Annotated in this window: 12 protein-coding genes and 1 riboswitch; of the genes, 6 read left to right on the top strand and 6 right to left on the bottom strand. The window is 69.4% G+C overall.

The window, feature by feature from the left end; genetic code table 11:
* Nucleotides 1–63: 63 nt before the first annotated feature.
* The gene (locus tag Pka01_RS34685; protein WP_239115835.1) at nucleotides 64–1,653 is read right to left on the bottom strand and encodes a flavin monoamine oxidase family protein; all 1,590 of its coding nucleotides are present in this window, start codon (nucleotides 1,651–1,653) and stop codon (nucleotides 64–66) included.
* 303 nt (nucleotides 1,654–1,956) lie between these two features.
* Between Pka01_RS34685 and Pka01_RS34690 the strand changes: the two genes are divergently transcribed.
* From Pka01_RS34690 to Pka01_RS34700, 3 genes are all read left to right on the top strand, one after another.
* A complete protein-coding gene (locus tag Pka01_RS34690) occupies nucleotides 1,957–2,733 on the top strand; it encodes a hypothetical protein (RefSeq protein WP_203887205.1) in 777 nt (258 codons plus the stop codon).
* Nucleotides 2,734–2,774: 41 nt separating this feature from the next.
* Nucleotides 2,775–4,001 (top strand): ThiF family adenylyltransferase, encoded by a 1,227-nt coding sequence (locus Pka01_RS34695; protein ID WP_239115847.1) that lies wholly within the window; start codon nucleotides 2,775–2,777, stop codon nucleotides 3,999–4,001.
* Between the two features lie 112 nt (nucleotides 4,002–4,113).
* On the top strand, nucleotides 4,114–5,463 hold the full coding sequence (locus Pka01_RS34700) for a carbohydrate-binding domain-containing protein (RefSeq protein WP_203887207.1): 1,350 nt from the start codon (nucleotides 4,114–4,116) through the stop codon (nucleotides 5,461–5,463).
* A gap of 608 nt (nucleotides 5,464–6,071) precedes the next feature.
* Here the strand turns inward: Pka01_RS34700 and Pka01_RS34705 are convergent.
* On the bottom strand, nucleotides 6,072–6,650 hold the full coding sequence (locus tag Pka01_RS34705) for a CGNR zinc finger domain-containing protein (RefSeq protein WP_203887208.1): 579 nt from the start codon (nucleotides 6,648–6,650) through the stop codon (nucleotides 6,072–6,074).
* 91 nt (nucleotides 6,651–6,741) lie between these two features.
* Here Pka01_RS34705 and Pka01_RS34710 point away from each other — a divergent pair, with 91 nt between their 5' ends.
* On the top strand, nucleotides 6,742–7,158 hold the full coding sequence (locus Pka01_RS34710) for a hypothetical protein (protein ID WP_203887209.1): 417 nt from the start codon (nucleotides 6,742–6,744) through the stop codon (nucleotides 7,156–7,158).
* Between the two features lie 20 nt (nucleotides 7,159–7,178).
* Here the strand turns inward: Pka01_RS34710 and Pka01_RS34715 are convergent, their stop codons facing one another.
* From Pka01_RS34715 to Pka01_RS34730, 4 genes are all read right to left on the bottom strand, one after another.
* Nucleotides 7,179–8,360 carry a globin domain-containing protein gene (locus Pka01_RS34715; protein WP_203887210.1) on the bottom strand — a complete coding sequence of 394 codons (1,182 nt, stop codon included), beginning with the start codon at nucleotides 8,358–8,360 and terminating at the stop codon, nucleotides 7,179–7,181.
* A gap of 74 nt (nucleotides 8,361–8,434) precedes the next feature.
* Entirely contained in the window at nucleotides 8,435–8,863 is a 429-nt protein-coding gene (locus Pka01_RS34720; protein WP_203887211.1) for an RrF2 family transcriptional regulator, read from the bottom strand.
* Between the two features lie 36 nt (nucleotides 8,864–8,899).
* On the bottom strand, nucleotides 8,900–10,627 hold the full coding sequence (gene thiC / locus Pka01_RS34725) for a phosphomethylpyrimidine synthase ThiC (protein ID WP_203887212.1): 1,728 nt from the start codon (nucleotides 10,625–10,627) through the stop codon (nucleotides 8,900–8,902).
* Nucleotides 10,619–10,734: riboswitch (TPP riboswitch) on the bottom strand. Its footprint overlaps the gene before it by 9 nt.
* 82 nt (nucleotides 10,735–10,816) lie before the next feature.
* On the bottom strand, nucleotides 10,817–11,551 hold the full coding sequence (locus Pka01_RS34730; protein WP_203887213.1) for a hypothetical protein: 735 nt from the start codon (nucleotides 11,549–11,551) through the stop codon (nucleotides 10,817–10,819).
* A gap of 249 nt (nucleotides 11,552–11,800) precedes the next feature.
* Here Pka01_RS34730 and Pka01_RS34735 point away from each other — a divergent pair, with 249 nt between their 5' ends.
* Nucleotides 11,801–12,208: a YciI family protein gene (locus Pka01_RS34735; protein WP_239115848.1), complete on the top strand. Its 408-nt coding sequence runs from the start codon at nucleotides 11,801–11,803 to the stop codon at nucleotides 12,206–12,208.
* A gap of 23 nt (nucleotides 12,209–12,231) precedes the next feature.
* Entirely contained in the window at nucleotides 12,232–13,449 is a 1,218-nt protein-coding gene (locus Pka01_RS34740) for an RNA polymerase sigma factor (protein ID WP_444544169.1), read from the top strand.
* The last annotated feature ends 65 nt before the right edge of the window (nucleotides 13,450–13,514 follow it).

Here is a 13,514-nt window from a genome sequence, read left to right on the forward strand (position 1 = left end):
CGGGACGGCGAGGGGCACGGCCGCGGGCCGGCCGTGCCCCTCCACCGGGAACGTCGCCCGGGGCTAGTGCGAGAGCACCCGCTGATGGAGGTCGGTGACGGTCTTGCGGGCCGACTCCAGCGCGCCGGCCTGCCAGGCGATCATGTAGCTCAGCCAGTCGCCCGCGAAGTGGACGTGCCCGGCCGGCCTGTTCAGCAGCTGGTACGCGCCCGTGCGGGACGGCCAGCCGACCCAGGCGCCCTCGATGTGCGGCTGGAGTCTCCAGGAGACCGACACGGAGGCGGCCAGCTCGTCGCGGTACTTGGCGCCGTGGATCTTCACACCCTGCTCGATCGCGCGCTTCTCCCGCTGCGCGTGGGGGAGCGCGGCGTAGGCGTCCTGGTTGGCGCCGTTGTTGTAGTAGCCGATGATGAGGCCGCGCCGCGTGCCGTACCCGTAGGAGGGATACCACATGACGGACAGGTCGAGATCGGTGTTGGTGATGCCCCCGTAGATGTTCTCGTCGGTCTCCCACCAGCGGCGGCGGTACTCCAGCCCGATCTTCCCGGAGGACGTGACGGTCGGCGTGGCCAGGGCGGCCTGCACGTCGGGCCCCAGGTTGTGCGGGGTCTTGGCCAGGATGTGCGGCGGCATGGCCGCGACGCAGAAGTCCGCCTTGATCTTGCGCTTCCTGCCGTGGGCGTCCTGGTATTCGATCTCGACCCCGTCGGACAGGTCGGTGATCCTCGTGACCTTCGACCGCAGCGAGATCTTGTGCTTGCCGATCGCGTCGGCGAACGCCTTCGGGATGGCGTCCATGCCGCCGACCGGCTGGAACATCAGCATCGCCTGGTCGTAGCCGAACTCGAAGGAGAACCGCTGCCCGACGCCGCTGGCGAGGACCTCCGACAACGAGGGCACCGGGCCGAGGATCGTGCCGGGCTGCTCGCCCGCGCCCGGGTCGACGCTGTACCCGCGGTGCTCGTTGCCGGTGTAGGCGAAGCCGTTCGCCTTGGTGCCGATCGAGCCGAAGCCGCGCAGGAAGGACAGCAGGCGTTCCTTGTCGTCCGCGGTCAGCCTGGCGTCGAGCGCACCGCTGTCTGTGGCGGTCGAGAGCAGCTCGGAGATGTAGCCGTAGACGTCCGCCTTGGCCGTACGCCAGCGGACCGGGGCGGTCATCCCCGCCGACGCGTTGAAGATGTACGCCTGCGCGTTGGAGTTGGTGAAGACCTCCAGGGGCACGCCGAGCTCACGGCAGTAGTCCATGGTGACCATCCACTGCGCGAGCCTGGCCGGCCCCGCGTTCATGTAGATGCCGTCGGAGAAGCGGGCGGTCTGGGTCGAGCCGTCGAGCTCGGTGATCTTGTCGCCGCCCCTGATGGTCCAGTTGCGGCCGCCGACCCGGTCCAGCGCCTCGAGCACCGTGCAGTCGTAGCCCGCCTTGCCCAGTTCGTAGGCCGTGGCCAGGCCCGCGATGCCCGCGCCGAGGATCACGACCTTCTTCGCGGCCCTGCCGGTCAGGGAGAAGTCGGACGGTTGAGGGGGGACGAAGGCCGTACGGGCCGCCGCCTCGGCGGTCGGCGCGAGGCCGAGCGCGCCCATCGTGGCGAGAAGAGCACCGGCTCCTCCGGTCGCGCCCACCGCTGTCAGGAATCCACGCCTGCTGTAGCTCACAGACACCTCCAAGATCTCTGGAGGCAAGTGTGCGGATGATCTGTTGCCGGTGATCGACGATCATGTTCCGGGCCAATTTCTCTCAAACCGCTATAAATTACGACTTTCCATGATTATTGCGGCGGCGTTTCCGAAGCCTCTCGTCCGGCCGCGGCGCCGCCGTCCGGGGGCGTCTACCGGGTGGGAGTGGACCTGGCGGTCGGCGGGGGCGGCGACTTCCTCTTCGAGGGCATCAAGAAAGTGTTCGGCATGTAGGCGATCATGGTCGTCACTGCGAAAGATCACTGTGCGAGGGAGCCCACGGTGTCCGAGGACGAGTTACGCCTGGAGAATGTGCACGACGGCCCGGCGGGGGAGTTCGCCGCCGCCGGCCGCCGCTGGCTCGGCCGTCGCGGCATGCGCCTCACCCTCCACCCGCACACCGGCGGGTGGGTCGAACACATGAGACAGGCGCCGCAGACCGACGGCCTCAACCCGACCTTCGACCCCGCGCACAACCCCATCTCGGCCGGCGACGCGTTCTGGCTGGCCGTCCGCGACGAAGGTGACGAGGTGGCCGGATGCGTCGCGGCCCGCCTGCTCGTCACCCCCGACTTCGTGGGCATGATCAGGTCGCTGCGGTTGTGGTACGACCCCGTCCCCGACGCGTTGGCCGTCCCCGACCCGCCCGCGCTCACCGGCGGGGCCGTCCCGGACCGGCCGGCGCTCACCGGCGATCTCGGCATCTCCGGGCGGGTCGGCCACTTCGGCGGCCTCTGGATCCATCCGGCCCACCGGGTGGGCACGGTCTCCCGCCTGCTGGTGCACTTCCTGGTGCGCGCCGCGCGCCTCGCGGCCCTCGACAGATTCGGCAGCGCGTGGGAGACGAGTGTGAGCTTCCATCGTCTGGCGTCCCGGCCGGCGTTCAGGGCCGCGCTCGGATTCGAGCACGTGCTGCCCTGCCACGACGGGTACTTCCCGCCTACGGGACGGGTGGAGAACGTGCACCTCAACTACAGCGCCCCCGGCCACATCCTGCGCATCGTCGCGCGGACGACCGAGGCGCTGCGGGCGGACGACTGTGCGCGGTCCGCCACATGACCGTGTCCCCGGGAGAGGAAGGGCGATCACCTGTGTCTTCGATGGACGAGTCCGGCGACGAGACGTTCGGCGACCACGTCTGGCGCCCCCGCCTCTTCGACGCCGGACGCGACGCCGGCGCCGTCCGGCGGCTCATGGACGACGGTGTGGCGTGGCGTGTCCACGACACCATCGACGGGCAGCTGCGGCAGCTCGTCCGAAGTCGCGAGCCCGCCATGGCCGCGGACGACCCTCTGGTCGACCGCCGTGTCGAGGAGGTTCTCGAGGGCAGGGACCCCTTCGCGTACGGCACCTGGGTCTGGTTTCCGTGGTCGGCCCGGCTCGTGCATCTGCTGCCGCGCCCGGAGTTCCACGAACTGCGCACCGACCGCAACCGCTACAAGATCACCAGCCGGGAGCAGGAGGTGCTCGCCGGCAAACGCGTCGGGGTCGTCGGGTTGTCGGTCGGGAACGCGGCGGCCGTCACCATGGCGCAGGAAGGAGTCGGCGGATCGTTCAGGCTCGCCGACTTCGACCGGATCGAGTTGTCCAACCTCAACCGGCTCCGAGCCGGGGTGCACGACCTCGGGATCGACAAGACCGTGCTCGCCGCCCGGCAGATGGCTGAAATAAATCCATATCTGGATATCTCCACTTTTCCTCGGGGTCTGGGTGAGGAGGACTTCGACGACTTCCTGCTCTCAGGAGGCCCGCTGGACCTCGTCGTCGAGGAGTGCGACGACCTGTACGTCAAGATCGCCATCAGGGAGCGGGCGCGGCACCACGGCATTCCCGTGGTCATGGACACGAACGACCGCGGGATGCTCGACATCGAGCGGTTCGATCTCGAACCTGGCCGCCCGATCCTCCATGGGCTCCTCGGCGAGGCGCGTGCGGAGGATCTGCGTGATCTGTCGACGGCGGGCAAGGTGCCCTTCGTCCTTGCCCTGCTGGACGAGCGGCGGATCAGCCGGCGCCTGGCCGCCTCCCTGCCCGAGATCGCGCGCACCGTCTCGTCCTGGCCCCAGCTCGCCTCAGGCGCGGCACTCGGCGGTGCGATCGCCACCGACGCCGCCCGCAGGATCCTGCTCGGTGAGAAGGCCCCGTCCGGGCGCTACTACGCGGACCCCTTCGAACCTGCTTCTGAGCAGGCCTTCGAACCTGCTTCTGAGCAGGCCTTCGAACCTGCCTCTGAGCAGGCCTTCGAACCTGCCTCTGGGCAGGCCTTCGAGCCGGCCGAGGAAGCCGCCCTGACAGGCGAACCGAACCGCGAGGTGGGCGAAATGTGAAGTACAGCCCGCGTATCTCGAATGTGTTTCAGATCTTTCATGTGCCGTTCCTGATCTTGCTTAGCATCCAGGTGCCCAGCAGCGGACGTGACGTGCATGGAGGAATACGACGATGCGCTTCAGGAGAACGAGATCCGCGGTTTTCGCGGCGGTCGCGGGAGCGGCGGTGGCGGTCGCAGGTCTGTCCGGCGCCGCGAGCGCCGCTCCCGCCTCGCAGTTCAGTGTGGTCAACGGGGCCATCACCGCGGCCAAGGGCACCCCGGTGCCCGCGTCGGGAACCCAGGCCTCACTGTGGAGCGATTCCAGCTACGCCACCACGACGATCGAAGGCTCCGGTCGGGTGCAGATCGGCGCGATCGGCGACAACTGCCAGGGCTGGCCGACCGTACGGGTGACGGCCGACGGCACGGTCCTCGGCGACACCACGATCGTCAACGCCACGCAGTACGGCACCTATCCGGTGGGTCCCGCACTCGGCGCGGGCACCCACACCATCAAGATCCAGTTCGTCAACGACCTGCAGACGACGGCCTGCGACCGCAACGTCCACGTGGCCTACGCCCGGATGGAGACGCCGGTCACGGACACCACGTTCAGCTTCGCCGTCATGCCCGACACCCAGCAGGAGGTCCTGAACGCGAGCGACACCCGCTTCAAGAACCGCACCGACTGGCTGGTCGCCAACAGGTCCGCTCTGGACCTGCGGTTCGTGACACACTCCGGTGACGTCGTCAACTGGGACACCCCCGATCATTCGCAGTACGTGATCGCCAGGAACGCGATGCGGTCGCTCGAGACGGCGAAGATCCCGTACTCGCTGGCGATCGGCAACCACGACACGCAGGCCACCGGCGTCGGCGGGTCGGCCCGTGACCCCGAGCACACGCGGGAACTGGTGCGGGACACGAGCGTCTTCAACCAGTACTTCACCGCCGCCCAGTACGGCGCCGTCAAGGGGCAGTTCGAGGCGGGCAAGGTGGACAACTCCTACTCGACGTACGACGCGGGCGGCGTGCACTGGCTCGTGCTGACCCTTGAACTGTGGCCGCGGACCGAGGTGGTCGACTGGGCCAAGGGCGTCGTCGCCGCCAACCCGCATCACAACGTCGTGGTCGTCACGCACGACTACATCGACGCCAACGCCAACATCGAGCAGAGCGGTTCCTACGGGGCCAACAGCCCGCAGTACCTGTACGACAACCTGATCAAGCAATACGCCAACATCAAGTTCGTCTTCTCCGGTCACGTCGGCATCGCCGGCAACCGGGTGGACACCGGCGTGCACGGCAACAAGATCTACTCGTTCCTCCAGACCTTCCACTCCAACACCACCAACCCGGTGCGCCTCGTGGAGATCGACACCAAGGCCGACTCCCTCCGGACCCGGATCTACGGGCCGTACAACAACCAGTCGTTCACCGAGTACGACCGTTCCATCACCCCCCTCGGCCTGGTCCACTGACCCCGCGCCTTGTTGGTGTGACCGCCACCCCTTGGTGTGATCACCACTCGTAGGTGTGATCACCACCCCCTAGGCGTGATCATGCACAGGCTCGTGAGCATGGCCGTCGACCTGCGCCGATGCTTGGTGTGATCATGCACGGGTTCGCGGGCGTGCGCTCTGGCCTGCGCCGATGTATCTCGTGATCATGCGGGGGTTCGTGGACGTGCGCTCTGGCCTGCGCCGATGTATCTCGTGATCATGCATGGGTTCGTGGATGCATGGCCTGGCCTGCGCCTACGACCTGCGTGATCATGCACGAGCGTGAGGTCTGTTCGGCGACCTGCTGTTCGCGAACCTTGCTGCCCTGTCTGGTCGATGCCGTTCGTGGTCCGCAATGACGCCCCTATTGCCAGATCACAAACGGCATCGCCGCAGTTGGGAGGGCGTTTCTTCGAAAGTGTGCATGATCACGATCGTAGAAAGGGCAGGTGGCGGCGGATCCCTGCGAGCCTGTGCATGATCACGAATGGAGAGGGGGCAGGTGGCGGGCGGTCCTCGCGAAGGTGTGCATGATCACCACCCGGGTTTGGGCAGCCAGGGCCCGCTTTCTCCGAATGCGTGCATGATCACGCGGGAGGGTGGGGGTGGCGGGCTTGGCGGGCGCGGTAGGCGGTCGCCTTGGCTCGGTTCTGGCAGGACAGGTCGCAGAACCGCCGGGAGGCGTTGCGGCTGACGTCGTAGAAGACGCGATCGCACGCGTTGGCCGAGCAGCGGCCGAGCCTGGCCGTACGATCGGCGCCGATGATCATCGCGATGCTGGTGGCCATGTCGGCGATGTAGGAGTCCACCGGACCCTGGCCGACGGCGTGGAAGGCGAGGACCAGCGGCTGCCCCGGCCGTGCGTGCAGGTTCGGCATCGCGTGGTGCGCGGCGAGCAGGTCGTTCAGCACGTCCGCCGCGGCTTGGACGTCACCGTCCACGCACGCGTCGACGGCCACGCGCAGGCGGCGTACGGCGGCGGTCAGCACCTCGGCTCCGTCGGGTCCGAAGGGGGCCGTGTGCAGGGACTCGTCCGCGGCCAGCGCTTCCTCGATGATCGCCAGCTGGCCGGCGCCCGAGCGCGGCGGTTCGGCGGGCTGGCCGTGCACGCGCTCGCTCGTGAGGTCGTTGACGAGGCGGAGGGCGAGCCCGGCGAACCCGGCCACGTAACTATCAAAAGTTTGTTGACTAGTGATTCCGTGGGACTTTATCGTCACTGCCATATCGTACATAGATAGTGATTTAGGGAGCCCCCCAATGGCCGTTGTCCCGCTGAGCGACGCCAGCCGCGTCGTAGCAGGCCTCCTTTTCCTGACGATCGTGACCATCGAGTTCGGCGGCTGGTTCATGACCAAGATCGTCCGTGGTGATGTGCCGATGACCGACTTCCAGAAGTCGTTCGCCCGCGCCGGGCACGCCCACGCCGGCGTCCTGGTCACGCTGGGCCTGGTCTGCCAGGTGCTGGCCGACGCGACCACGCTCACCGGCGCGGCGGGCTGGGTCGCGCGCCTGGGCGTCCCTGTGGCGGCGGCTCTGATGTCCGGCGGGTTCTTCGCGTCGTCGGCCGGCCGGGGGATCACCGCGCCCAACCGCTTCATCGCGATCCTGTGGCTGGGCGCCGCCTCGCTGGCCGCAGGGGTGATCGCCCTGGGCGTCGGCCTGCTCACCGCCTGAGCCCCGTATCGGCCTAACGGTCAGTCCTGCCCCAGCCACAGGTCGGGGCCGAAGACCTCGTAGTGGACGGCGGATGCCGGCACGCCGCGCGCGAGCAACTGGGAGCGGACGCTGCGCATGTACGGCAACGGCCCGCAGAGGTAGGCGGTCAGCCCACCGGGCAACTCGACTCCCGACAGGTCGACGTAGCCGGAGTTGGGCGCCGGACGGCAGGCGCAGTGGCCCGGGTCCTCGTACCACCGGTGAAGACGGGCGGCCGGCAGCCCGTCGACCAGTCGGACGAGTTCCTCCCGGTGTGCGTGGTCGGCCGGTGAGCGGTCGGCGTGGATGACCGTGACCTGGCGAGTGGAACGGGTGGCGGCGAGATGCTCGACCATCGAAAGGATCGGGGTCGCGCCGATGCCGGCCGAGGCCAGCAGCAGTGGGGTGTCGCCGCCCGGCATGGTCACGTCTCCCGCCGGGGCGGAGACCGTCAGCACGTCGCCGGGCCGCACGGTGGCGTGCAGCCAGTTGGACACCTCCCCGTCGGGGGTCTCCCCGCCGTGTACGCGTTTGACCGTGATGCGCCAGTCGTCCCGCCCCGGGGCGCTCGACAGGCTGTACTGCCTGATCTGCCGGGCGCCGTCGGGCAGGACGACCGCGACGCTGACGTACTGACCGGGTTCGAAGGTCAGCGGGACCTGCGGCCGCAGGGTCAGGGAGACGGCGTCGGCGGTCTCGCTGCGCCGGGCCACGACCGTGGCCCGCAGCCAGCCCGTCGTGGACTCGCGGCGCAGGCGGGCCTCGATGGCGATCAGCGCGTTCGCCATCAGCCAGTAGACCTCGTCCCAGGCTTGGATCACCTCCGGGGTCGCGGCCTCGCCGAGCACGTCCGCGATCGCGGCGAAAAGGTACTTGTGCACTACTTCGTATTGCTCGGTGACGACGCCGACCGAGACGTGCTTGTGGGCGATCCTGGCGAGCAGGGCGTCGGGCCGCTCGTCGGGACGGTGCACCAGGACGGACGCGAATGCGGCGATCGACCCGGCGAGGGCGCTGCGTTGCCGGCCGTTGGCCTGGTTCCCCCGGTTGAACAGCTCGCGCAGCAGTTCGGGATGCTCCGCGAACATCGTGTCGTAGAAGCGCGCGCTGATCTCCTCGATGGCCTCGCCGACGGCCGGCAGGGTGGCGCGGACGGTGCCGGCCGCTTGCGGTGACAACATGTGGTTCCCCCAAATTAGTAACTGATCTTCATATTTAAGACCGCGAATCGACGAGCACGTCCACGATCAGCGGGTCATCCGAGGCTCAGCAGGACCGGCCCGGTCGGAGAGGTGACGAGGTCGCCGACGGTCAGCGGGTCGAGCGCCGCGTAGAAGGCCTGTTGCGCGTCACGCAGCGCGCCGCGCAGGCGGCAGGCCGCCCGCAGCGGGCACGGAGGGTCGCCCTCGCACGCGACGACCTCCTCCTCGCCTTCCAGTTCACGGACCAGCCAGCCGAGCGACGCCGCGCGGCCGAACCCGGTCACCTGCAGTCCGCCCCCGCGCCCTCGGTGGGCCTCCAGCACCCCGAGGTGCTGGAGGCGTGCGACCACCTTGGCGGTGTGGGTGTAGGGGATCGCCATCGCGTCCGCCACCTGCTGGGTGGTGAGCGTCGTCCCCTGCTCCGCGGCCGCCAGGCGCATGGTGACGCGCAGGGCCATGTCGGTGAACTTCGTCAGTCGCACCGTTCGACCGTATCAAACTGGCATTTGGGCTACCAATTAAGGGTGCTCGGTGAGCGGGAGGTAGATGCGCCCGCCGCCCGCGGTGAACTCCTCGGCCTTGGCCTTCAACCCGGCCTCGATCTCGTCGTTGCCGTAGTCGTGGCCGTAGTTGTGGCCGTACTTGTCCGCGATGTCCCTGCTGATCCGCATGGAGCAGAACTTCGGCCCGCACATGGAGCAGAAGTGGGCGGTCTTCGCTCCGGGGGCAGGCAGTGTCTCGTCATGGAACGACCGGGCGGTCTCGGGGTCGAGGGACAGGTCGAACTGGTCCTCCCAGCGGAACTCGAACCGGGCGTCCGAGAGGGCGTCGTCCCAGGCCTGGGCCTGAGGGTGCCCCTTGGCCAGGTCCGCAGCGTGCGCGGCGATCTTGTAGGTGATGACGCCGGTCTTCACGTCGTCCTTGTCCGGCAGCCCCAGGTGCTCCTTGGGGGTGACGTAGCACAACATGGCCGTGCCGTACCAGCCGATCATCGCGGCGCCGATGCCGGAGGTGATGTGGTCGTAGCCGGGGGCGATGTCGGTGACGAGCGGGCCGAGCGTGTAGAAGGGCGCGTCGCCGCAGAGTTCGCGCTGCAGGTCCACGTTCTCCTTGATCTTGTGCATCGGCACGTGGCCGGGGCCCTCGATCATCACCTGCACGTCGTGCTCGCGTGCCACGGCGGTGAGTTCGCCGAGCGTGCGCAGTTCGGCGAACTGCGCCTCGTCGTTGGCATCCGCGATCGAGCCGGGGCGCAGCCCGTCGCCGAGTGAGAACGCCACGTCGTAGGCCGCGAAGATTTCGCACATGTCCGCGAAGTGCTCATAGAGGAAGCTCTCGCGATGGTGTGCCAGGCACCAGGCCGCCATGATCGAGCCGCCGCGGGACACGATGCCGGTCTTGCGCCGCGAGGTGAGCGGCACGTGGGCCAGTCGTACGCCGGCGTGCACGGTCATGTAGTCGACGCCCTGCTCGCACTGCTCGATCAGGGTGTCGCGGTAGACCTCCCAGGACAGGTCCGCGGCCACGCCGCCGACCTTCTCCAGCGCCTGATAGATCGGTACGGTTCCCACCGGCACGGGAGAGTTGCGAATGATCCACTCACGGGTCGTGTGGATGTCCCGGCCGGTGGACAGATCCATGATCGTGTCGGCGCCCCATCGCGTGGCCCACGTCATCTTCTCCACCTCCTCCTCGATCGAGGAGGTGACGGCGGAGTTGCCAATGTTGGCGTTGATCTTCACCAGGAAGTTGCGGCCGATGATCATCGGCTCGCTCTCCGGATGGTTGACGTTGGCCGGGAGGATGGCCCGCCCCGCCGCCAGCTCTCCGCGCACGAACTCCGGAGTCACCCCCTCCCTGGCCGCGACGAACTCCATCTCGGCGGTGATCAGGCCTCGCCGGGCGTAGGCGGTCTGCGTCACCGGAGCCCCGGTCGCCCGCAGCGGCCGCCTCCCGTCGCCGTGGAAGGCCCCCGCGTTCCTGTCCGCCCAGGCCGCCTGGTCCTTGAAGCCGTCGTCGATCGGCCGGACCCGCCGCCCGCCGTACCCGGCGACGTCGCCCCGGCCGAGGATCCAGTCCTCGCGCAGCCGCGGCAGGCCGCGGGTGACGTCCGTGGTCACCGCCGGGTCGGTGTACGGCCCCGAGGTGTCGTAGAGCCGTACCCGTCCGCCGTCGGACAGCACGACCTCACGCATCGGAACACGGAGGTCACCGGTGTAGATCTTGGAAAAACGCGCGTCACCCATCGCGCAACTCCCTTCGCCGGCATTACCCGGAGCAGGTTCTGGCGGTCGGCGGCTGATGGATAGCCGTCCTCTCAGCCCGGTCACACCGGGCTCCCGCGTCGGTCGGCGTTACCGTAACCCGGCCCTGGAAAGAGATCAAGGGACGAGCGGACACCCGGCCGCCCACCACTCAGGGCTGAGCCGACGGCGTCAGGAGAAGCGCTCGATCGTGACGGGGATCAGCCCCTCGTAGCGCATCGCCGTGGTCAGCTGACGGAGTAGCGGCCGTACCGCGGCGTCGGACGGGCCGGCCAGGCAGGCGGTCAGGTCGAGGCACCACGCCACACCGGGACCGATCCGGCGAAGATCCCAGCTGAACAGGTCGCCGGCCACGCTCAGCCGGGCCGTGCCGGCCACGCGCGCCCGCGGATCCGCGAAATCGCCCGGCGGCGTCATCCGCCAGCCCGCCAGCAGGTGTGCCAGTCCTTCGCCGGCCAGTTCCCCGGCGAACAGGACGCGATAGAGGCGCCTGTCGTGGAATCCGTCGGGAACGTCGGGCGAGCCGAGCAGCAGGGGAGGCTCGCCCAGTGGTTCACGGTCGCGGAACAGCGACCGCAACTCCGTCTCGCTGGGCAGTTCACCCCCGCCGAGGCGCCGGTAGACGGCCTCGGCGTCGCGGCGGGGGACTGCGGCGACGCGGCGGCGGAGATCCGGCTCCCCGCGCATGCCCCGGCTGAAGGCCGCCGAACTCCACCACTGGCCGTCCGCGGCGGTCCATCCGGCGCAGTCCAGGCCGATCGCCGTGTGATCGCCGCCGAGGACGAACTCCTCGACCACGATTCCGTCCGCGGGCGTGCCATCGTCCCGGCGTTCCGGGAGCACCAGGTAGTAGTCCAGCGCGCCGGCGACGGCGGCCGCCGCGGGCGGGCGCATCTCGATGGACATCGGCCGCATCCCCTGTTCCGAACCCTCGAACGCCGTGACGCCGAGCATTGTCGACCTCTGCCCACCGGGTGTCCACCGGACGGGCGTCTTTGGAGGAATCGGGGCCGGCTTGGCAGCATGTTCCGGGTAATCCTGAATCTCCGGCGGGACCGTGTCCGGTGTCGCCGGGTGGCTTCGACGTCTCTGGTGAACGGCGCCCGCGCAGGCGCCCGTGGACCGTCCATGGACAAAGGAGAGACCGTGAAGTACATGATCTTGAGTTACGCCTCGCAGCAGGACTACGACAACATGGCGGGCAAGGACGCGGGAACGCCGGCGTGGTCCCCCGCGGACTTCGCGGCGATGGGCGCCTTCATGGAGTCGTTCAACAAGGAGCTCGAGGAGTCGGGCGAACTCGTCGAGACGCGTGGCCTGGAGGCCCCGGTCCACACCCGGAGGATCGGGTCGGGGAACGGCGTCCCGGTCGTGACGGACGGTCCGTACGCGGAGACCCAGGAGGTCCTGGCCGGCTACTGGATCGTGGAGTGCGACAGCTTCGACCGGGCCACCGAGATCGCCGCACGGCTGGGCGAGTGCCCCGCGCCTGAGCACGTCGCCGCGAGGGCCTACGCGGACATCCGCCCGATCCAGGAGGCGCGGACGGAGCCGGAGTACTGACGGGATCCGAGTCCGAGGACCTGCTGCGCCGGCTGGCGCCGCAGGTCCTCGGCGCGCTCGTGCGGCGTTACGGCAGGTTCGACACGGCGGAGGACGCGGTCCAGGAGGCGCTCGTCGCGGCCGCCACGCAGTGGCCTGAGGAGGGCGTTCCGGACAACCCCCTGGGGTGGCTGATCACGGTCGCGTCGCGCAGGCTGACCGACCTGCTGCGGGGTGAGGAGGCACGCCGGCGGCGTGAGGACACCGTCGCCCGATGGGCGCTCCCAGGCGAACGGACGGCGCCCGCCGCGGACCGCCCGCCGGCGGAGACCGACGACACGCTGATCCTGCTGTTCATGTGCTGTCACCCCGCGCTGTCTCCCGCGTCGCAGATCGCGCTCACCCTGCGCGCGGTGGGCGGGCTGACCACCAGGGAGATCGCCCGGGCCTTCCTCGTGCCCGAGGACACCATGACCCGGCGCATCACCCGTGCCAAGCAGCGGGTCAAGGACAGCGGCGTCCCCTTCCGCATGCCCCGCGGCGCGGAGCGCGCCGAACGGCTCGGCGCGGTGCTCCACGTGCTCTACCTGATCTTCAACGAGGGGTACGCCAGCACGTCGGGCCCGACCCTGTACCGCGGTGAGCTGTCGGCGGAGGCGATCCAGCTCGCCCGCATGGTCCACCGGCTGCTGCCCGGCGACGGCGAGGTCGCGGGGCTGCTCGCGCTCATGCTGCTCACCGACGCGCGCCGGCCCGCGCGTACCGGTCCGGACGGCGAGCTGGTCCCGATGGCGGAGCAGGATCGCGGCCTCTGGGACGCCGGCCGCATCGCCGAGGGCGTCGCGCTCATCACCGAGGCGCTGCCGCGCGGGGTCCCGGGCCCCTATCAGCTCCAGGCGGCGATCGCCGCGGTCCACGATGAGGCGCAGGACGCCGAGTCGACGGACTGGCCGCAGATCACGGCGCTGTACGAGCTGCTGATGCGGATCTCCGACAATCCCGTGGTGCGGTTGAACCACGCCGTCGCCGTGGCCATGTCCCGCGGCCCGAAGGAGGGACTCCACCTTCTCGGGGAGCTCGCGGCCGACGAGCGGGTCGCGGAAGATCACCGGCTGCACGCGGTCCGGGCGCATCTGCTCGAGATGTCCGGTGACCTCGTCGCGGCCCGGGAGGCGTACGGAGCGGCGGCACGGCGGGCGCCCGGCCTCCCGCAACAGCGCTATCTGAACTCGCGCGCCGCCCGCCTGGCCGACGGTTCGTGACCGGCGGGCCGTGGACCGGCCCGCTCCGCCGTGCCCGCACTCTCGCTCGGGGATTCGACGAGGGG

Origin of the sequence: Planotetraspora kaengkrachanensis (assembly GCF_016862895.1) — a bacterium.
Classification (GTDB): domain Bacteria; phylum Actinomycetota; class Actinomycetes; order Streptosporangiales; family Streptosporangiaceae; genus Planotetraspora; species Planotetraspora kaengkrachanensis.

Excerpts from the sequence above, each read along its gene's own strand:
- Pka01_RS34695 (WP_239115847.1), top strand. The coding sequence starts at position 2,775 with ATGGACGAGTCCGGCGACGAGACGTTCGGCGACCACGTCTGGCGCCCC.
- Pka01_RS34700 (WP_203887207.1), top strand. The coding sequence starts at position 4,114 with ATGCGCTTCAGGAGAACGAGATCCGCGGTTTTCGCGGCGGTCGCGGGA.
- Pka01_RS34710 (WP_203887209.1), top strand. The coding sequence starts at position 6,742 with ATGGCCGTTGTCCCGCTGAGCGACGCCAGCCGCGTCGTAGCAGGCCTC.
- Pka01_RS34715 (WP_203887210.1), bottom strand. The coding sequence starts at position 8,360 with ATGTTGTCACCGCAAGCGGCCGGCACCGTCCGCGCCACCCTGCCGGCC.
- thiC (WP_203887212.1), bottom strand. The coding sequence starts at position 10,627 with ATGGGTGACGCGCGTTTTTCCAAGATCTACACCGGTGACCTCCGTGTT.
- Pka01_RS34730 (WP_203887213.1), bottom strand. The coding sequence starts at position 11,551 with ATGTCCATCGAGATGCGCCCGCCCGCGGCGGCCGCCGTCGCCGGCGCG.
- Pka01_RS34735 (WP_239115848.1), top strand. The coding sequence starts at position 11,801 with ATGATCTTGAGTTACGCCTCGCAGCAGGACTACGACAACATGGCGGGC.